Below are 21902 nucleotides of genomic sequence, written 5' to 3'. Positions count from 1 at the left end.
GCGGGTGTCGTGGTGGGAGCTACTGGATTCGAACCAGTGACCCTCTGCTTGTAAGGCAGATGCTCTGAACCAGCTGAGCTAAGCTCCCATTATTTCTTTGCTCTTTCGGACAGGAACCCTCCCGACTTAAAGTCGGGATGCTCAGAACCAGCTGAGCTAAGCTCCCCTTATTTCGTGGCTCTTTCGGACAGTGACCCTCCCGACTTATAGTCGGGATGCTCTGAACCAGCTGAGCTACGCTCCCATTATTTCTTTGCTCTTTCGGACAGGAACCCTCCCGACTTAAAGTCGGGATGCTCAGAACCAGCTGAGCTAAGCTCCCCTTATTTCGTGGCTCTTTCGGACAGTGACCCTCCCGACTTATAGTCGGGATGCTCTGAACCAGCTTAGCTAATCACCCATTATTTCTTTGCTCTTTCGGACAGTCACCCTCCCGACTTAAACTCGGGATGCTCTGAACCAGCTGAGCTAAGCTCCCATTATTTCTTTGCTCTTTCGGACAGTGACCCTCCCGACTTAAAGTCGGGATGCTCTGAACCAGCTGAGCTAAGCTCCCATTATTTCTTTGCTCTTTCGGACAGTGACCCTCCCGACTTAAAGTCGGGATGCTCTGAACCAGCTAAGCCCCCTCATTTGGGTCTGCAAATATAGCGCAGTTTAGCGATATACAAAATTATTTTTTTCATTTTTTTGTCTGCCCATGCTTATAGTTGTAGCTTTACGGTTCAAATCCAGAGAGGCAAGAGATTGTATGAAGCATGCACGCATATTAATCGTAGACGATGACACCGATGTATTAACAGCTGTACGTCTGCTGCTCAAGCAGCAAGTTGGGGCAGTTATCACCGAACACAATCCCGAGCAGATACCGGCCCTGCTTACGAAAGAAAAGCTCGATTTGGTGCTACTGGACATGAACTTCAAAAGCACCATCAATACCGGCAACGAGGGGCTCTACTGGTTAAATCGAATAAAAACAGCCAAACCTGACCTGCCCGTCGTGATGATTACCGCATACGGCGCAATTGATCTGGCCGTCACCTCGCTTAAACAGGGGGCCGCCGACTTTGTGGTAAAACCTTGGCAGAACGAACAGCTCATCAACGTTGTCAGCAGCCTGCTGTCTAAGAGCGAGCCAAAAAAGAAAGAAAGTGCGCCGGGTGCCGACCCGGACTTCATAGGTGAGTCTACAGTCATACAAGACTTGCGTTACAAAATCAGCAAAATTGCGCCCACCGACGCCAACATCCTCATATTGGGTGAAAACGGAACCGGCAAAGACCTCATCGCTACCGCTATCCACCAGCAGTCCAAGCGAGCCGGCAAACCATTCATCAAGGTCGATGTCGGCGCACTCACGGAGAGCCTTTTTGAAAGCGAACTGTTCGGCCATAAAAAGGGAGCCTTTACCGATGCCAGAGAAGATCGCGCAGGTCGTTTCGAGGCAGCCAATGGTGGCACCCTCTTCCTCGACGAAATCGGCAACATCTCACTCCAGCAGCAGGCCAAGCTGCTGAGCGTACTCCAAAACAGGCAGGTCACCCCCCTCGGCAGCAATACCCCCATTCCCGTAGATATCCGCCTGGTCTGCGCAACCAATGTGCCGCTGGCCGACCTCGCCAATGAAAGCCGCTTCCGCAAAGACCTCATTTACCGCATCAATACGGTAGACCTGCAGGTACCGCCACTACGGGACCGTGGCGACGATATCCTGCACATCGCAAGGCACTTCCTCCGCAAATATGCCCAGAAATACATGAAGCCGGCCACCGATTTCGACAAGCACGCAGCACACAAGCTCCTCGGCTATCACTATCCGGGCAATGTCCGCGAGCTCCAATATAGTATCGAGCGCGCCGTCATCATGGCTGAGGGTGAAATCCTAGGGGCCGAAGACCTTATTTTTTCACCCATCGAGCAGACGGCGACTGCTATACAAAGCAACCACGTGGGCACAGACAAGCATAACCTCGTGGAGCTCGAACGCATCACCATTGCCAATGTTGTCGAAAAACATGGCGGTAATATCAGCAAAGCGGCCAAAGAGCTGGGCATTACCCGCACCGCCCTCTATAGGAGGCTAAGCAAATACGATATTTAGGTATGCGACGGTTCAGGCGGCTGATTTTTTTCCGGGCGGTGCTGCTTGCCATCACCCTGACCGGCCTCGCTTACCTCCTGTTCAACGCGCAATACGTCTATGCCGCTCTGCTAGCCCCCATTTGCATCTGGCTGCTGGCACTCAATTTCCGGTCGCAGCTGCGTGCATACCGCGAGCTGGAAGAGTTCGCGGAGGCCGCACGGTACCGCGATTTCACCCGCCACTTCCCGCTGAGCCGCGCCCGGGCAGAATTGCTCCCACTACGGAGTGCTTTCAACGAAATCAACGGTGTGTTTAAGAAGATAAGCGGCGAGCGCGAAACACAATACCAATACCTGCATCAAATACTCGAAATCGTAGATACGGCCATCCTTTCCTACAATACCGAAACGCATGAGGTGATGTGGATGAACGACGCCTTCAAAAAGCTGTTCGGTATTCCCTATCTACACCGCTTTGAGGGCCTGCAAAAGAAAAACGAAGACCTCTACCGGAAAACCATCCAGTTGGTGCCGGGCCAGCAGACCTTACTAAGCGTGAACTCGGCAAAGGGTAATATCAAACTGTTGCTCACAGCCAGCTACTTCCAGACACCCGAAGGCAAGTTCCAGCTGATCGTGTACCAGAATGTCAATGAAGCCATTGATGAGACGGAGGCAAAAGCATGGCAAAAGCTGCTCAGCGTGCTCACCCACGAAATCATGAATTCCATCGCACCGATTTCTTCACTCGCCGAAACGCTGAAAGGCCGGCTGGACAACCTGCCCAACAGCGAAGAGCTGGAAGACATCCGCTTGGGCACAGAAACCATCAAACGACGTAGCGAGGGCCTACTCAAATTTGCCGGCACCTATCGGTCGTTAAATAAAATCGAACGCCCCAGCCTGAGCATGGTACGGGCTGCCGACTTGTTCGAAAACCTATACCAACTCATGGAGCCATCCATACTGCAGAAAAATATCGAGCTGGATATCATATTGAGAAACACCCAGTTGGCTTTAGAGCTGGACGTCAACCTGATTGAGCAAGTACTGATCAACCTGCTGCTCAACGCCATGGAAGCCGTAAAAGACGTGCCTCAACCCCACATCACACTCTCGGCCTCAGAAACCGACGGCAAACCAAGGATACAGGTAAGCGACAACGGGAGGGGTATCCCCGCAGATTTGCTCGAGAGCATTTTTATTCCTTTCTTTACCACCCGGAAATCGGGCAGCGGCGTGGGACTTACCCTCAGCAAACAGATCATGCTGCTACACGGTGGAAACATCCTTGTACATAGTGAAGAAGATAAGGGGAGTGTATTTACATTACAATTTTAATAGTTGATCATGAAGATACTGATGGTATGCCTGGGCAACATCTGCCGGTCGCCATTGGCACACGGCGTGCTCCAGCATTTGGCAGATAATAACGGATTGGCTTGGACGGTCGAGTCGGCAGGTACCGGTAATTGGCATGTGGGCGACCCACCGGACCGCCGGACCATCGCAGTGGCGAGGCAATACGGCATCGATATCAGCGGGCAGCGTGCCCAGCAGTTCCAAAGCTACCATTTCGATGAGTACGACCATATTCTGGTGATGGACCGCGAAAACCTGCGCAATGTACTGGCCAAAGCCCGTACAGCCGAACAGCGGGCACGGGTGCAGCTATTCCTTCCGGATGACGAAGTACCCGACCCGTATTTCGACGACGAGCTGTTCGACCCCGTATACAAGCTCGTGGAGGCTCGGTGCAAAGAACTGGTGGAGGAATGGAGCAAAGATAGGCCATAAAAAAAGCGCCACCGAAGCGACGCCTTTCCAGATACTAAAACAAACAGTTCATACTTACTAAGTAATTTACCGTTCTCTTCAAACTGCCCCCAAGCCGGGGCGGTTATATCGTTGTTAATTGCTTTGCCAACACCATCCCATAACGGTTGCTTCAATACGTACAATACTATGCCAGTTTAACCCATTACTCCATACGTATCCTCAAAATCGCGTACTATATTGGCGTTCAACTAGTTTCAACATTCCCGGCTAGGCGTACCTGTGTGGCAGCCGTACACCCTGAGGCAACACACCACTTCCAGCCTCCACACTTTGTGGAATAAACACCCCACACCGCGGCTCGCTATTTACCTTGCATATAAACGGCGAGTTAGCTAAGTTTGCGGGGTGAATGCAGCATTGATAAATAAGAAGTGGAACGAGCTCCAAGTCCGTACGGCAGAGCAGTTCGAAACAGAAAAGCCCGACATCAAAGTGATGCTTTTCCTCATCGGTGTGCAGGAACTCGGGAAAGGGCCCCAAAAATTTAATAAAAGGCAGAAAGAAGAGCTAATGCATATTGCCACCTGCCGCCTGTTCAGCGCCATGGGGTTTTATGAACTGGACGGCCTCGACCAAGACGGGTGGCCCCATTGGAGGCTTGTTAAGCCTATCCCCAATTACACGCTCCTAGAGCAGGAAATGGTCATCAAGTCGCTGATCATCGATTATTTCGACGAAGCATGAAAAAAACCATCCTCATCACCGCACTGGTGGCTTTCTATACCCTGCTCCAAGCAGCGCCACCCCACAAATACATACGCATCATCACCCCAAAAGGGGAGTGCCTGTTAAAGTTATACGACGAGACACCGCTGCATCGCGATAACTTCGTAAAGTTGGTACGCGAGGGGTACTACAACGACCTGCTTTTCCACCGGGTCATCAACCATTTCATGATACAGGGCGGCGACCCCAACTCCCGTTACGCTGCCGAGAAGCAACGCTTGGGTGAGGGCGGCCCGGGATACACCATCCCTGCAGAGTTCAACGACAGTCTATTCCATAAGAAAGGGGCTATCGGCGCTGCACGCGATGACAATCCTGAAAAAGCATCGAGCGGCTCCCAATTCTACTTGGTGCAGGGACGTACTTTCAGCGACCGTGGGCTCGACAGTTTAGAGCAGGTCCGGCTCGGCGGGCGTAAAATCCCCGCATACCAGCGCGAAGTCTATAAAACAATCGGCGGAACACCGCACCTCGACCAAAGCTACACCGTATTCGGTGAGGTCATATCAGGGATCGCTACCATCGATAGCATAGCCGCGGTGGCAACCGACCGCTACGACCGGCCGCAACAAGACCAACGGATGGAAATGGTGCTGCTAACCCGACGGGAAGCAATCAATTTGGAACGCCAACAGGCCGGACTGGAACCGCGCAGCGGTATTTTCACCAAGTTCCTTGACCTGTTCAGGCCCAAATATTAGCCATCCCGCTACGGCCTACCTATTGGCTATCGGTTTTCTCTTTCTTGCCAAACACACGTTTGAAGAAGCCACCCGTCTTTTCAGATGCCTTTTTAGCCTCCTCAGCAGCATTCATCAGGCGCCTTTCACGCTCAGCGCTAATCCCAGCACATTCCTTGACCCCCTGTAGAAGACTCTGCCAGAGCATCTTGAAAAAAGAATAAGTCGCCGGGCGCACGTAGTTGATTCGGCCCGTATGGTATACGCCGTTCGCATCGGGATTACTGTCGTTTATAATGAAATTGTTAGCAATGAAAGAAACAACCTTTTTCGATGATTTCCCTCCATTTTCATCATCAGTAAGTACCCTCAGCCGCATATTGTCATAATCGAAACGAAGCGACCCACGAGATCGGTAGTCATCCGCCTCCACGTCAAACCGCACGCCTTTTATGTTGGCGCTGGCCACCTCGGCATTCAGCAGCGGTGTGAGTATCCGGTTCAGCGGCCGCCCGTTCATCGGGCCAAGCGACCCTTTATAAGTATATGCCCCTCGCGGATCCAGCAGGTCGAAAGCAAACTCCACATGCACCTTACCCGTATTCATCAGGTATGACGTCACATCGGCCACCATTGTTTTGTTCCGTAGCAGGGTTAGCGAGTCGTTTGTCACATTCCGGAATACGCCACTGGTACGGTCGAAGGTTATCACCCCCTCTTCCCCATATTTTTTCCCCACCTCCGAGTAGCTGATATCCACATTGTTCAACAACACCGAATCTACCCTTATAGGCTGTTTGAGCTTTAGCAGCTGTTGGTGGGGCGACTTGCCGATCTTATTAGTCGATTTTTTCGGATAGCGCAAGTCGTTGGCTATCGCTACCGAGCCGCTATCTATATGCAAGCTCCCGGCATACACCTTCTGGCTCCGCACAAACTCCTGCAGGTCGATATCTTCAAGCCTGATAGCCGGAAAGGTGAGCGCAACCATGTCTTTAGCCTCCTGCTTCCGCCTGAAATACTCGGCCTTGCCCATCCTCGGCGCATAGGTCAACCCCAAGAGCTTCACCTGCTTGTAATGTGTTGCGATCTGCAGGCGGTCGAGACTCACATAATAAAAGCTGTCGGGCGTCTCATACCGCAGTCCCGGCATATCGACATCAATAGCACGGGTGTGATAAAACCGCTCCGTATCAAATTGCGAGAGTGAGTCGATGAGGATATCGCTCACCTGCACATTCAGGTTATGCAGCACGGTTTCCTTCCGGGTAGAATCGGTTTTCTTGGTAAATTTAAAATGGATATCGTTAAATGCAATGCGCGATACACTCACTTCACGTAAAATACCGGATATCCGTTGATATAGGGTGCGGTCGTCGCGCTTTGTGGTTACCGTATCGTTATAGTAATGATACTTATTGATCACATGGATGGTGGGTGTATCAATGACGATATCTTCGATATGCAGTTTCCTATCGGTGAGTACACGCCGCGGGTGGAAGCGCCGGATCCGCAGGTTCGCAATATTGATTTGGTAAACATTATCGGGTGCCTGTTCCAGGAGCTCCAGCTGTCCATACCGGTTGCTATCGGCCATCAGCCGCAAGTTCTTGATGGAAGCGTTACCCGTAATCAGGTTGAAGTCCAGCCCATCGTATCCAATCAGGTAAAGACTATCGGTAGCGTTTATGATTGCTTCTTTCAGCTGTGCATCCAATATCGGCTTCCAATGCCGGCTCAGATACCAAGCACCAACCGCTACAATAATCAACAGGGAGGCCACAATGCCGATGATCCATTTAAAGACTGGCTTCATAAAATGTAAGTATTTACGCCTAATAATTCTTAAGTTCTTGCTTTATCCGTATTGACCGAAAAACAACAATTGGTTATGAATGTTTTTGTAAAGATATGGATTTGCGGCTGATATATTACAAAAAAACGGAGAACCGCCTCTTTCGATTTGAATTCTCCGTTTTTAACCTTAAGTACAGCCGTAGCTGTAAATCAGGCATCAAGTCGAGTATCTTTGCTGGCATCCTTGTTTCGTGTGATTGCTAGTGAAAGCAGTTACATTCGTCGTCATGCAGCTTGCCTCTTGGCGCTTTCCTCCGTAGAGTTCCGCGTAATCGACAAACTCCCGATGCGCTCTGTCGATTGTGTCTCGTACCGTTGGCATTCAACTTGTTCCGTTTCGGCATTAAGCCTCCGGGAACCAATCTGTCGCTAAAGTCATCGATGGTTTCAGCCTCTCGGCTATCCGTCATCTTTGCGATGCTTCATTCGGGCTATGTTAAAGAACTCCGTTCTTGATAGTACTAAGGTAATAACAAAAGCCGTCCGATGCAAGAAAAAAATGAATTATTTTATTAACATCTTTTCCACCTTTATACCGTTACTTATCAACAGCCTGATATAGCCACTAGCACGCGTTAAAGACATATTATGCCCCATCGAACCCATGCTGTCAACAAATCCGCCGCTTGGGTTTATCCACAACCAAAATCAAATCAGGCAGGCAGCCACTCATTTTTTTCCGCGTAAAAACACCTAGCTGCGTATTCCTCTGACTAAAAAACAGTATTTTTATCCCATGGCTACACCGCGAAAAATTTTCGTTTTAGACACCTCCGTGATCCTATACGACCACAATGCCCTCAATAATTTCCAGGAGCACGACGTGGCCATTCCCATCCAGGTACTCGAGGAACTCGATAACATGAAGGGTGGCAACGAAACCCGCAATTTTGAGGCACGGGGCTTCATCCGGCTTATCGATGAGCTATCCGGCAAAAAGCTGATCAACCAGTGGGTATACCTCAACGGCAAAACCAAGGGCCGTTTCCGGGTGATTTTACCTAGCCACCAGCTTTCCGTAGACGCGGTCGAGGTCTTCGGTAACGACAAATACGACCACCAAATCATCAACGCGGCGCTCATCCTCGTGGAAGAGCACCCCGACAAAAAAGTGATACTCGTATCAAAAGATATCTGCCTCCGGCTCAAAGCCAAGGCACTTAACCTCCACGCCGAGGACTACGAAACGGGTAAAATAAAAAATGTAGAGGCGCTCTTTACAGGCAAAACCATACGCCGAGACGTCCCAGCGGCGCTTATCGACGGCTTAAGGCAAAAAGATGCGGTCGCGGCGGACCAAATTACGGTCGACCATGTAGGTGCAAATCAATTTTACGTATTCAAGCAACAACGGAAAACCGCCTACGCCTTTTACCACAAGAGCACAAACACGTTTATTCCCGTACCCGGAGCCACGGTATTCCGCGTCAAGCCGCGCAACCCCGAGCAGGCCTTCGCCCTCCACGCCCTGCTAGACCCCTCCATCCGGTTGGTAAGCATACAAGGTAATGCAGGCACCGGCAAGACGCTCCTCGCATTGGCCAGCGCCCTGGAACAACGCAAGCATTACCGCCAAATCTACATCACCCGCCCCGTTATCCCGCTCAGCAATAGGGAAATAGGCTTCCTCCCCGGTGATGCCAAATCAAAAACAGACCCCTTCCTGGCACCCATTTGGGATAATATCCGATTCATCAAGGAACAATTTGCAGACGACCCGAAGATGAGCGATAAAATCGATGAACTGATCGCCACCGAGAAAATCGCCATCGCACCGCTGGCGTTTATCCGGGGACGTACGCTGACCAAGATTTTCTTCATCGTAGACGAGGCGCAGAACCTCACGCCGCATGAGATAAAAACCATCATCTCGCGGGCCGGCGAACACACCAAAATCGTTTTCACTGGCGACATCTACCAAATTGACACCCCCTACCTCGATGCCGAAAGCAACGGGCTCTCTTACCTTATCGAACACGTAAAAGACCATCCGCTATACGCCCACATCACCCTCCAAAAGGGTGAGCGCAGCGAACTGGCCAACCTAGCGAATGATTTGCTTTAGCCGATGCTACATCGTGGCGATGCGCCAAGCCTTGGGGTAGTAGTTGTTAATGCGGTTAGGAAGCACTTTCATCCAGCCCAGCGCCACCCCCTCGTAGCTGGCAAGCACCCAGCCCCGCAGCCCCTCTTTATTGATAGCCGGCGAAAGATTGCCTTTACGCAGGTATTCCAATGCCTCTTCCTTCGTCAGCTCCATCATCGGGAGATCCGCACGGCGCACTACGCTCAGGGCCAGGTCGTGTGCCGGCACAAGGTCCCCGTTGGCCATCCATCCTACATACGTGCCCGCATTGCGGAGATACAGTATCTTGCGAAGGATATGGAGATCAGCCTCCCATCTTTTGGGAAGGATGTGGATATCCTCGCCAATCGTAAACGCAAAATAGTCGTCGGCCGAGGCCACCCATTTGTCCAACGTAGGCACGGCCGTCTGCTCCACCTTCGGTTTACGGCGTTCAAACGTGTCCTGCTTGGCCACCTTCCGGAAGGCAGCCAGGAAAAAGCCCTCACCGCGCAGCTTATGCGGATAGAACCGGTAGCCGGGGCACCGATGTTTATCAGACAATGTCTGCTCAATCCCCCACTCCGGCAAAATGGGCAGGTACAACGACTCAAATCCCTGTGTGTCACACAGCCAATCGGCCATCTTTTCATTTTCTTCGGTAGAGTAGGAGCAGGTGGAGTACAGCAGTACGCCTCCCTCTTTAAGTGCCGGCAAGCTGGCGGCCAGGATCCGCTGCTGCCGTTCATAGCAAAGCTGCACAGCAGCTTCAGACCACGCGCCTATTGCTTCATGGTCTTTATGGAACAGCCCCGAGCCCGAGCACGGTGCATCTACTAGCATCAGGTCTACATACCCCGGCAGGTGCCCAAAAGCGGAAGGATCATTATTGGAGACCACCGTGTTGGCTCGCCCCCAGCGCACGAGGTTATCGACGAGTGCAGCTGCACGTGTTTTGATGAGTTCATTGGCAATAAGCAGGCTGTCTGGGTGGAGGTAGGTGTTTAGCAATGTGCTCTTCCCACCCGGGGCGGCGCAGAGGTCCAGCGCCACCAGGGGCTGTTTATCCAGGCCCAACTCCCTGACCGCATGGGCCACAAACATGGATGATGCTTCCTGCACGTAGTAACACCCGGCATGAAACAGCGGGTCGAGCGTGAAAACCGGCCGGTCTGCCAGGTAATAGCCCGTATCGCACCACGGCACGGCATCAGCGGTTATTTCGCTGGGCGCCTTCCATTTGGCGGGATTGACCCTGATGGCCGTAAAACCACCTTCCTGCTCGTGCACAGCCTCGAAAGCCGTAGTATCAAACCCTGCCAGATTACCCAATCGGCGTACCAGTGCAGGTGGGAGAATGTTGCTCATGGGCGGTAAAGTTACGGATTCGATAAAAAAAAAGCATTAAGTTTGTTTCCGCTATTAGGGGACCGGGATTCCCCATAAATACAGATACAATACGGACACACCCTTCATTATGAACAAATTCACGCTAACGTTACTTTTTTTCGTGGTGGCCATCCCTGCCGGCTGGTGCCAGATCCAAATCACCCACAACCCCTATTTACAGGCCCTGCATGATACAGGTGTCACGATTGTATGGACAACCGATAAAGACGCCATCGGATGGGTAGAGCTCGCGCCGGATGACGGCACCCATTTTTACAAGCAGGAGCGGCCCAAATATTTTGCCAGCAGCCACGGTTTCAAAAACGTGTCTACCCTGCATAAAGTTACCCTGCGGGGGCTCACCCCCGGCACAACCTATCGGTACCGTGTATATGCCCAGGAGGTAACCAGTCACATAGGTACAAAGGTTACCTATGGCAACATTGTGGCTACCCGTGTTTACCGGCAAGAGCCGCTGGCCTTTACTACCAGCCAGCCGGGGCAACAGCAGGTTTCATTTGCCGTGATCAACGACATCCACGGCCGCAACGATGTGATGAAAAATCTGCTGGGACAGCTCGACTGGCCGACCACCGACCTGGTTTTTTTCAATGGCGATATGGCCGATAATCTGCTGACCGAAACACAGCTTTTCGCACACTATATGGATACCGCTACGGCGCTTTTTGCTTCGGAAACGCCCATGTATTATGCCCGGGGCAACCACGAAACACGGGGTAATTTTGCCTTCAGATTTCCCGATTATTTCCCTACCACTTCAGGCCACCTGTATTACCTGTTCCGCCGGGGTCCCGTGTGCTTTGTTGTGCTCGACTGCGGGGAAGACAAGCCCGATAGCGACATCGAATACAGTGGCATCGTGGATATGGATGCATACCGTACCCAACAGGCCGAATGGCTGGAAGACGCGCTGAAGCAACCCGAATACCGGGATGCACCCTATAAAGTGGTGATCTGCCACATGCCCCCGTTCGGTGGCTGGCATGGTGAAGAAGATATTGCGGCCAAGTTCGTTCCCCTGCTCAATGCGGCGGGTGCCCAAGTGATGCTCAGCGGCCACCTGCACCGGCATATCAAGCGGGAGGCCGAGCCGGGGGCACATGCGTTTCCGGTCCTCGTCAACTCCAACAACAACATGCTGCGCGTTACGGCCGATAATGAACGGCTCCATATCGATGTGGTAGACCAGGCGGGCAAGGTGGTGGATACGCTGACGTTGCAGCCGAGCAGGTAAGCATGAACGGTAACTGGGCCGATTAGTGCTCAGCATGCAGGCCAGCGCCCGTACGGGGGGCAAACGCCGCATACGGATGGTTTCGGCATACCCATCTTCGCCAGTCAGGGCGGGCGAGGTTTGCGAAAATGATTATACATTTGTCCGTTTAGCTAAGCATAAGTAGGCTACGAACATCACTTAAAAAACTGGATTTTAAAGCAGCCTGCCAAGTAATCAATTAAAAAAACTGCTATTTTTAAAAAATCTACATCAAGTATAGGTTGTTTTCGAAATCGTTTTTCTACCTTTGGTCAACAGTAACATCTACTATCTACTAACTGTTGTAATACAAACAATCTGATGATCCCGCTACCAACCGTTGCATGTGTACGCATAACTACCAGCGTTCGTGTTATGCCGATTATACCCGTTTGGGCACTACCTAGCAATCAATTCTAATTTATAAACTAATAATTCTAATCGTATGGAACCATTTCTCGGACAAATCATCATGGTCGGATTCAATTTCGCCCCGCGAGGCTGGGCATTTTGCAACGGCCAATTACTCTCCATTGCACAAAACACGGCGCTGTTTTCACTTTTAGGAACGACCTATGGTGGCGATGGGAAAACTACATTTGCATTGCCCGATCTGCGAGGTAGGTGTGCTGTAGGCATGGGCCAAGGGCCGGGACTGTCTAATTATAGCCAAGGCGAAATGGCCGGGCAAGAACATGTAACGCTGATTCAGAACCAAATACCTACTCATACGCATTCCCTTACGGCAAGCAGTGCCAATGGTACGGTGAGTGATCCTACGAATGCCGTCATCGCCAACAACCAAGTGACAATTGAACGGGGGAAGACCGTTCCGGGCAGTGCATTCAACCCTGGCCCGGCTAATGTGGCCATGAGCCCACAGGCTATCGGCCCAGCTGGCGGAAGCCAGCCGCATGAAAACAGACAACCCTATATCGCGATGAATTACATCATCGCGCTGCAAGGGATATTCCCGTCAAGAAATTAAATCCTTATGGAGCTACCTAAATCGTGTTTTTAGGCAGCTCCTTTACATATCTACTCTACCATTCTTATCGTTACTCTAGCCATGAAAAACTTCTCCTTTTCCGCTCTTATTGGGTTTTTGCTATTGTTCACGTTCCACGGGGTTCGGGGGCAGACGACGATTCAATTTAACGACGTTGATGGTGGTGGTTACGGCCTTTCATATAGTGAAGGTGGATTTTCCTTCTCCATCAATGACCCCGGCAATGGCAGAGTTATTTCCAGTCAGCTAAGTGGAGGATTTGGTAATTCTAAATGCTTATGGGACAACAATGATGGGACATCGGGTTTTATTACCAGATGGACAATCAAAAAAACGGACAACAGTTCATTTCAATTTCGGGGTATCTATTTACGTGATCCGGGATTAGGCGGGAGTCCGTCAGGAACAATAACAGCATATAAAAGTGGTGATAAAATAGGAAACTCAGTACCGACAGATTTTAACGGAAACTACAATGAGTCTTTTGCGACAAATGATGATTTTTTTGACGTCGATGAAATTCGGATCGAAGCGGCTGATATCAACTTCTTCCTCGACCACTTCACCTATGGTCCGCCTTTTTCCGTAACGGACGAAGACCCTGCGGAAGTATTGGGCATTAGCCTGGTGGGTGACCCCGCGAGTACGGCAACGACAGTTTCCTATACCGTTACGTTTTCCAAGGCGGCAACTAATGTGGATATCACTGACTTTGAGCTCACTAAGGAAGGTAGTGCTACGGGCACAATCGCAAGTCTTACGGGCAGTGGCACCACCTATACGGTGGTAATCAATGGTATTTCGGGTGAGGGGAACATCCGACTGGATTTAAAAAGCGGGACAGACATCGAAAACGAAGATGGGACAACCGGAACTGCCGCATTCACAGGTGGTCAGTCACATTATGTGACTTCCTGTTTTATGGAAACCTTCGACCAGGGAGAGACAGACGACGCAACAACATTTTCGGGTAATGGAAAAACATTTACCCTAACAGGAAACTGGACCGTAAACACAGAAACGCCTGTCAACGGAATTGGCGGATCAGCGTATAACCTAGAACGCACATCGGGAACAGGCCCTTTTACGATAGCGGTAGATGATGGCGCGATTAGCGTGCAGGGACTTTATCTGTTCCTATCGTCGGATTCAGACGGTGTAGACGAGGAACCTACAGGCAGCGGTTCCGTAACCATCCGTGGCCTTCTGGCGGGCAGCCAGGTCTATACCTTCACAAAAACTTCGGGGTTTGCAACTGATTTCAATGCCAACTCGGGTTACACCTACATCAACTTTTCCGCAGAGAGTGGTGATCACACCGCAAAATTGATCGATCAATTGGAGATTTCGATTGGAGGCGCATTCGCCTACCTAAGCCTGGATAATTTTAGCTGGTGCGTGGATGAATTCCCCCCTGCAGGATACACAGTCAGTATCGACCAGAATCCGGTTACCGCGGATAATCAAACCGTTGTCAGTTTCACGTTCGCGGATGCTGAGGTGGGGGCAACCTATAATTATACATTCACCGGTACCGGCGGAACACCCGTGACCGGTACGGGTACGGTCACAACGGCAACGCAGCAAATAACCGGCATTAACCTCACCGGCCTGGACGAAGGAACAGTGACACTCAGTGTAACGCTGACCGATGCTTCCGGCAACATCGGGACAGCAGCTACAAGCACAACAACCAAGATCATAAACAACGATCCCACTGACATCGTACTTAGCAATGCATCCGTAAACCAAAGCGGCGACGTGGATGCTGAGATAGGTACGCTCACTACTACCGATGCCGATGCGGGCGATACACATACCTACGCCCTGGTATCCGGAACTGGAGGTGATGACAATGATGCTTTTGATATTTTCGACGATAGTGGTGACTGGAAACTACGTGCCAAAGATGCTTCATCCTTGGCTGCCGGTACTTACAGCATTCTTATCCGCACCACCGACAACAAAGGTAGTACATACGAAAAACCCTTCACAATCATCGTCGTAGACGACGTTGCCCCAACGATCAGTAGCGTAAGTGTGCCGACAGACGCAACTTATGTCGCTGGCCAGAACCTCGATTTCACGGTAAACGTGTCGGAAAATGTAACCGTCACTGGTACACCACAACTGGCATTGACCATCGGAAGCACATCGGTCAATGCGGCCTATATTGCAGGCGGTTCTACCACAACGGCCCTGCTCTTCCGTTATACCATCCAGGTCGGTGAGGCCGATACCGACGGGATTGCGGTGGGTTCACTCACCCTAAATGGAGGCACCATCAACGACGGCGCGAGCCACCCACTCACGCTTACTCTCAACGGCGTGGGCACTACCACGGGTGTATTGGTAGACGGCATAGCACCCTCGATAAATAGTGTGAATGTACCGGCGGACGCTACTTACGGCATTGGCCAAACACTCTCGTTTACCGTTAATTTTGATGAGGCCGTAACAGTATATACCGCCGGTGGCACCCCCCGTATCCCGCTGATCATCGGTTCCGATACCCGTTATGCCAGCTACGCATCCGGCACCGAAACTTCCGCGCTTGTATTTACGTATACCGTAGCGGGCGGCGATCAAGACCTCGATGGGGTTTCCGTTGGTACAGGAGGCATCGACCTCAATGGCGGTGCCCTCCAAGATGCAGCCGGAAACAATGCAGCGCTGGCATTGAACAGTATAGGTAGCACAACTGGCGTACTTGTGGATGGAGTGGCGCCAACAGTATCGTCGTTCAGTCCGGTAAATGGAGCCACAGATATGGAGCCCGACGACAACCTGGTGGTCACTTTCAGCGAAAACATTGCCCTGGGGACCGGCAACATCGTGATATACGATGACGCGGATGCACCTGTAGCGACCATAGATGTGGAAAGCCACGGTGGGCAGCTTAGCATCACCGATGATATATTGACCATCAACCCGACCGCTGACCTGCTGGAACTGAACGATTATTATGTGCATATCGGAAGTGATGCCATCCATGACTTGGCCGGCAATGCCTATGCAGGCATTAACAACAATACGACTTGGGCATTTACCGTAGCTGATGTAACAGCGCCGTCGGGTTACAGCGTGTCTATCGATCAGACAACCATTACGCTGGCCAACCATACGGCAATGAGTTTTACTTTTAGCGGGGCAGAAGTCGGGGCTACTTTTGATTATGTGGTAACGAGCAGCGGCGGTGGCGCACCCGTAACCGGCACCGGCACCATCACCGCTGCAGGGCAGCAGGTCACCGGTATTGATGTATCCGGTCTGGCCAACGGTACCCTTGCCTTGAGCGTTACGCTCACGGATGCGTCAGACAACGAAGGCGCCCCTGTAACAGATAACGTGACCAAGGCAGTCAACTATCCGCCGGACATAACCACCAGCGTTGAAACAACCCCCTTCACCGAGTCAGTGACCGGTGCCCCGGTGCCGGTATCAATCGACGATGCCTTAACCATAGGCGACCCAGACAATACAACCCTGGCTTCGGCCACCGTGGCGATTACCGGCAATTTCCAAAGTGGGCAGGATGTGCTTGTTTTTGTAAACGACGGCAGTATCATGGATAACATCGACGGAAGCTATGACGGGGGCATACTGACCCTGACTTCGGCGGGTGCCAGCGCTACATTGGCGGAATGGCAAGCAGCCCTCCGGTCGGTGACTTACAGCAATACCTCACAAAACCCCAATACCGGTGATCGTACCATCAGCTTCGTGGTGAACGATGGGCTTGATAACAGCGCACCAGCAACGAAAACCGTTACCGTGGCAGCGGTAAATACAGCACCCGTGATTACCGTGCCCACTTCCATCCCAGTGGTTGAAGACGTCGCTTCGGCTCTTATCGGCATCAGCTTTGCCGATGGGGATGCGGGGACGGGTTCGGTCACTACCACGTTTACGGTGCTAGACGGCGCGTTGGCTGCCACCGCCAGGCCGGGCGTCACCGTAGGCGGCTCGCCCGATGCATTGACCTTGAGTGGCAGCATCAGCGACATCAATGCGTTCCTCGCTGACAGTAGCCTCACCTATACACCTGTAGCGAACAGTACGACTAGCGTGACGCTCACGGTGGACATCAACGACAACGGTAATTCTGGGCCAGGCGGAAGCCAATCCGATACCGAAACCATGATCCTGGAGATGGCAACGGTCAACGATGCGCCCACCGTCACGGCCCCCATCAACATCGCGGTGACGGAAGACGTCGCCAGCCCGCTCACAGGCATCAGCTTTGCCGATCTGGATGCAGGAAGCGGTGAGGTGTTCGTAACCTTATCGGTGCCCATCGGCACGCTGAACGCATCATCAGGCGCTGGCGTCACCGTGGGCGGAACGAGTAATGCCCTGACACTGACGGGCAATATCGCCAATATCAATGCATTTATTGCAGCAAGTAACGTCACATACACCACAGCGCTCAACGCAACGGTCAATGTAATGCTGACCGTTACAATCGACGACAATGGCCACTCCGGATCGGGCGGTTCAAAGACAGACTCGGCGCCGATAATCCTGCTGGTAACGGCGGTAAACGATGCACCCGTGATCACTAACGTGGACGGAGATGTAGTTACCTACACGGAAGATGGACCGGCAATCCTGCTCGATGCCGGCAGCGACGCCACGGTTACCGACCCGGATAGCCCGGATCTTAACGGCAGCAGCCTCACCGTAGCCATCATCGCCAACGGAGCCACCGGGGAAGACCAGCTAGCGATTCGAAACGAGGGGCCTGGCATGGTGCAAATCAATGTCAGTGAAAATAATGTCTTTTATGGTATTACCCACTTGGGCATCAAGGCAGGCGGAACAGGTGGTGCAGACCTTGTCGTCACCTTTGCCCCCACAGCCACTCTGGCCGCTGTTCAAGCCTTGATCAGGAACCTTACCTATAGCAATAGCAATACAACCAATCCTTCAGTAAACCCGCGTACAATACGCATCACGATGAATGACAGCGATGGGGGAACGAGCTTACCCAGCGACCTCACCGTAAACGTTACGGCTGTAAACGATGCGCCCGTGGTGACGACCAGTGGCGGAACAACGACCTTTACCGAGCCGGACGGCGACAACCCCGAACCGGTACCGGTTGATCCGGGACTGACCGTGGCCGATCCCGACAACATCACGCTTGCTTCGGCCACGGTAAGCATAACCGGCGGCAGTTTCCAGACTGGAGAAGATATACTGGCGTTCACGAACGATGGAAGTACAATGGGCAATATTGAGGGCAACTATGACGATGCAACGGGCATATTGACCCTGACGGTCTTAGGTGGGGGCACGGCCCCGCTTGACGAATGGGAATCCGCCCTGCGGGCCGTCATGTACAGCAATAGCTCTCAGAACCCCAATACGACCACGCGCACCATCACCTTCGTCATTAACGACGGAACCGCCGACAGCAGCCCTGCGACAAAAGACGTCGATGTGGTGGCGGTGAATACCGCGCCGGTAGCGGTGGATGACCCGGTGACGGTAATCGAAAATACACCAGCAACGGGAAATGTGTTAACGAACGATTCGGACGTGGAAGGCAACGCGCTGGCAGCATCGTTGATGACCGCACCCGCTAACGGAATGATCGTATTGAATACGGATGGCAGCTTTACGTACACGCCAAACAGCAATTATAACGGGCTCGATAGCTTACAGTATGAGGTGTGCGATAACGGAACACCTTCCCGGTGTCACGCGGCATGGGTACACTTTACCGTTAGCGCCGTCAACGACGCACCGACGATTACAGGAACACCGGCAACAACCGTGAATCAGGATGCGGCATACAGCTTCATCCCGGATGCCGATGACATTGAAGATGATGACTTGACGTTCAGCATTGCCAATAAACCCGACTGGGCCACCTTCGATCCCGCCACCGGCGAGCTTTCCGGTACACCGGGTAATGACGATGTGGGCATCACCACAGGCATCGTCATCACGGTGAGCGACGGTGAGCTCGATGCGAGCCTAGCGGCATTCGATTTGGAAGTCGTGAATGTGAACGATGCCCCTACAATCGGTGGTACGCCCGCAACCAGCATAAACCAGGACGCGGCATACAGCTTTACGCCCACCGCAGCGGATATCGATGCGGGCGATGTACTGACATTCAGTATCTTCAACAAGCCCGATTGGGCCACCTTCAATGCCACCACCGGCGAGCTTTCCGGTACCCCGGGTAATGATGATGTGGGCGTCATCACAGGCATTATTATCTCCGTCAGCGACGGCGCAGCGTCGGCTAGCCTTCCGGCCTTCGATCTGGAAGTCGTGAACGTAAACGATGCGCCGACCATATCAGGAATACCGGCAACTACCGTGAATCAGGACGCGGCATACAGCTTCACGCCAACGGCGGCTGATATCGATGCAGATAATGTACTGACATTCAGCATCGCCAACAAACCCGACTGGGCCGCCTTCAATACCACCACCGGCGAGCTTTCCGGTACCCCGGGCAACGGTGATGTGGGGGTAACTGCCGGCATCGTCATCACGGTAAGCGATGGTGCGCTCGACGCGAGCCTAGCGGCATTCGACCTTGAAGTCGTGAACGTGAACGATGCGCCAACCATATCAGGAACACCTGTAACTACCGTGAATCAGGACGTTGCTTACAGCTTCACGCCTACGGCTTATGATATCGATGCAGTTTATGTATTGACTTTCAGCATCACCAACAACCCCGACTGGGCCTCCTTCAATACCACCACCGGCGAGCTTTCCGGTACCCCGCGCAACGGTGATGTGGGGGTAACTGCCGGCATCGTCATCACGGTAAGCGATGGTGCGCTCGACGCGAGCCTAGCGGCATTCGACCTTGAAGTCGTGAACGTGAACGATGCGCCAACCATATCAGGAACACCAGTAACTACCGTGAATCAGGACGTAGCGTACAGCTTCATCCCGACCGCTAATGATATCGATGCAGGTGATGTATTGACGTTCAGCATCACCAACAAGCCCGACTGGGCCACCTTCAAAGCCACCACCGGAGAGCTTTCCGGAACACCGCGCAAAGGGGATGTGGGGGTAACTGCCGGCATCGTCCTCACGGTAAGCGATGGTGCGCTCGACGCGAGCCTAGCGGCATTCGACCTTGAAGTCGTGAACGTGAACGATGCGCCAACCATTTCATGTACTCCAGTAACTACCGTGAATCAGGACGTAGCGTACAGCTTCAGCCCGACCGCAACTGATATCGATGCAGGTGATGTATTGACGTTCAGCATCACCAACAAGCCCGACTGGGCCACCTTCAACGCCAACACCGGTGAGCTTTCCGGCACACCGCATAATGAGGATGTGGGTGTAACTACGGGTATCATCATCACGGTGAGCGATGGTTCGCTTGATGCAAGTCTCCCGGCATTCGACCTTGAAGTCGTGAACGTGAACGATGCGCCCACAATCAGCGGTACACCCGCAACAACCGTGAATCAGGACGCGGCATACAGCTTCACGCCGACCGCAGCGGACATCGATGCAGGTGATGTATTGACGTTCAGCATCACCAACAAGCCCGACTGGGCCACCTTCAACGCCAACACCGGTGAGCTTTCCGGCACACCGCATAATGAGGATGTGGGTGTAACTACGGGTATCATCATCACGGTGAGCGATGGTTCGCTTGATGCAAGTCTCCCGGCATTCGACCTTGAAGTCGTGAACGTGAACGATGCGCCCACAATCAGCGGTACACCCGCAACAACCGTGAATCAGGACGCGGCATACAGCTTCACGCCGACCGCAGCGGACATCGATGCAGGTGATGTATTGACGTTCAGCATCACCAACAAACCCGACTGGGCCACCTTCAATGCCACCACCGGTGAGCTTTCCGGCACACCGGGTAATGGCGATGTGGGTGTAACTACGGGTATCATCTTCACGGTGAGCGATGGTTCGCTTGATGCAAGTCTCCCGGCATTCGACCTTGAAGTCGTGAACGTGAACGATGCGCCCACAATCAGCGGTACACCCGCAACAACCGTGAATCAGGACGCGGCATACCGCAACACCCCGACCGCAGCGGACATCGATGCAGGTGATGTATTGACGTTCAGCATCACCAACAAACCCGACTGGGCCACCTTCAATGCCACCACCGGTGAGCTTTCCGGCACACCGGGTAATGGCGATGTGGGTGTAACTACGGGTATCATCTTCACGGTGAGCGATGGTTCGCTTGATGCAAGCCTCCCGGCATTCGACCTTGAAGTCGTGAACGTGAACGATGCGCCAACCATCTCGGGCACACCGGCAACTACCATGAATCAGGACGCGGTATACAGCTTCTCGCCGAGCGCAGCGGACATCGATGCAGGTGATGTATTGACGTTCAGTATCACCAACAAGCCCGACTGGGCCACCTTCAACGCCACCACCGGTGAGCTTTCCGGTACCCCGGGCAACGGTGATGTGTGTGTAACTGCCGGCAGAGTCATCTCGGTGAGCGATGGCACGATGTCGGCTAGCTTACCGGCTTTCGACCTTGAAGTAGTGAACGTGAACGATGCCCCGACAATCGGTGGTACGTCGGAAACGAGCATAAACCAGGATGCGGCATACAGCTTCATCCCGACCGCTAATGATATCGATGCAGGTGATGTATTGACGTTCAGTATCACCAACAAGCCCGACTGGGCCACCTTCAATACCACCACCGGTGAGCTTTCCGGTACCCCGGGCAACGGTGATGTGGGGGTAACTGCCGGCATCGTCATCACGGTGAGCGATGGCACGATGTCGGCTAGCTTACCGGCTTTCGACCTTGAAGTAGTGAACGTGAACGATGCCCCGACACTCGGTGGTACGTCGGAAACGAGCATAAACCAGGATGCGGCATACAGCTTCATCCCGACCGCTAATGATATCGATGCAGGTGATGTATTGACGTTCAGTATCACCAACAAGCCCGACTGGGCCACCTTCAATACCACCACCGGTGAGCTTTCCGGT

General features: G+C 52.6%; 11 protein-coding genes and 1 tRNA gene. 9 read left to right on the top strand and 3 right to left on the bottom strand.

The genetic code is table 11. From position 1 onward, the window contains the following. Positions 1 to 10: 10 nt before the first annotated feature. Positions 11 to 88 (bottom strand) — tRNA-Val (locus tag NGM62_RS19350). A 663-nt stretch (positions 89 to 751) separates the two neighbouring features. Here NGM62_RS19350 and NGM62_RS19345 point away from each other — a divergent pair. The 5 genes from NGM62_RS19345 (at position 752) to NGM62_RS19325 (ending at position 5348) form a co-directional block, all read left to right on the top strand. Then, complete coding sequence (locus tag NGM62_RS19345) at positions 752 to 2101, top strand: sigma-54-dependent transcriptional regulator (RefSeq protein ID WP_262249959.1); 1350 nt, start codon at positions 752 to 754, stop codon at positions 2099 to 2101. A 2-nt stretch (positions 2102 to 2103) separates the two neighbouring features. After that, positions 2104 to 3423 carry a sensor histidine kinase gene (locus tag NGM62_RS19340; RefSeq protein ID WP_262249958.1) on the top strand — a complete coding sequence of 440 codons (1320 nt, stop codon included), beginning with the start codon at positions 2104 to 2106 and terminating at the stop codon, positions 3421 to 3423. A gap of 9 nt (positions 3424 to 3432) precedes the next feature. Next, on the top strand, positions 3433 to 3879 hold the full coding sequence (locus NGM62_RS19335) for a low molecular weight protein-tyrosine-phosphatase (protein WP_262249957.1): 447 nt from the start codon (positions 3433 to 3435) through the stop codon (positions 3877 to 3879). 387 nt (positions 3880 to 4266) lie between these two features. Further along, complete coding sequence (locus tag NGM62_RS19330) at positions 4267 to 4605, top strand: hypothetical protein (RefSeq protein WP_262249956.1); 339 nt, start codon at positions 4267 to 4269, stop codon at positions 4603 to 4605. Next, positions 4602 to 5348, top strand: a complete 747-nt coding sequence (locus NGM62_RS19325; protein WP_262249955.1) for a peptidylprolyl isomerase — start codon at positions 4602 to 4604, stop codon at positions 5346 to 5348. The genes NGM62_RS19330 and NGM62_RS19325 overlap by 4 nt, the downstream gene beginning before the upstream one ends. A 19-nt stretch (positions 5349 to 5367) precedes the next feature. Here the strand turns inward: NGM62_RS19325 and NGM62_RS19320 are convergent, their stop codons facing one another. Next, positions 5368 to 7143: a hypothetical protein gene (locus NGM62_RS19320; protein ID WP_262249954.1), complete on the bottom strand. Its 1776-nt coding sequence runs from the start codon at positions 7141 to 7143 to the stop codon at positions 5368 to 5370. A 777-nt stretch (positions 7144 to 7920) separates the two neighbouring features. Here NGM62_RS19320 and NGM62_RS19315 point away from each other — a divergent pair. Beyond that, entirely contained in the window at positions 7921 to 9249 is a 1329-nt protein-coding gene (locus NGM62_RS19315; protein ID WP_262249953.1) for a PhoH family protein, read from the top strand. Between the two features lie 6 nt (positions 9250 to 9255). Here NGM62_RS19315 and NGM62_RS19310 read toward each other — a convergent pair whose 3' ends face one another. Beyond that, positions 9256 to 10617: a methyltransferase RsmF C-terminal domain-like protein gene (locus NGM62_RS19310; RefSeq protein WP_262249952.1), complete on the bottom strand. Its 1362-nt coding sequence runs from the start codon at positions 10615 to 10617 to the stop codon at positions 9256 to 9258. A 109-nt stretch (positions 10618 to 10726) separates the two neighbouring features. On the opposite strand from NGM62_RS19310, the gene NGM62_RS19305 reads away from it, so the two are divergent. From NGM62_RS19305 to NGM62_RS19295, 3 genes are all read left to right on the top strand, one after another. After that, positions 10727 to 11893: an FN3 domain-containing metallophosphoesterase family protein gene (locus tag NGM62_RS19305; protein WP_262249951.1), complete on the top strand. Its 1167-nt coding sequence runs from the start codon at positions 10727 to 10729 to the stop codon at positions 11891 to 11893. A gap of 466 nt (positions 11894 to 12359) precedes the next feature. Then, on the top strand, positions 12360 to 12902 hold the full coding sequence (locus NGM62_RS19300) for a phage tail protein (protein WP_262249950.1): 543 nt from the start codon (positions 12360 to 12362) through the stop codon (positions 12900 to 12902). 81 nt (positions 12903 to 12983) lie between these two features. Then, positions 12984 to 21902, top strand: an 8919-nt coding sequence (locus NGM62_RS19295; RefSeq protein WP_262249949.1) for a putative Ig domain-containing protein, incomplete at its 3' end; no start/stop codon positions are given.

It is taken from the genome of Parapedobacter soli (genome assembly GCF_025460835.1).
GTDB classification, from domain to species: Bacteria; Bacteroidota; Bacteroidia; order Sphingobacteriales; family Sphingobacteriaceae; genus Parapedobacter; species Parapedobacter soli.
Note: the sequence above shows the minus strand (reverse complement) of the source record. Positions and strands in the feature narration are given on the sequence as shown.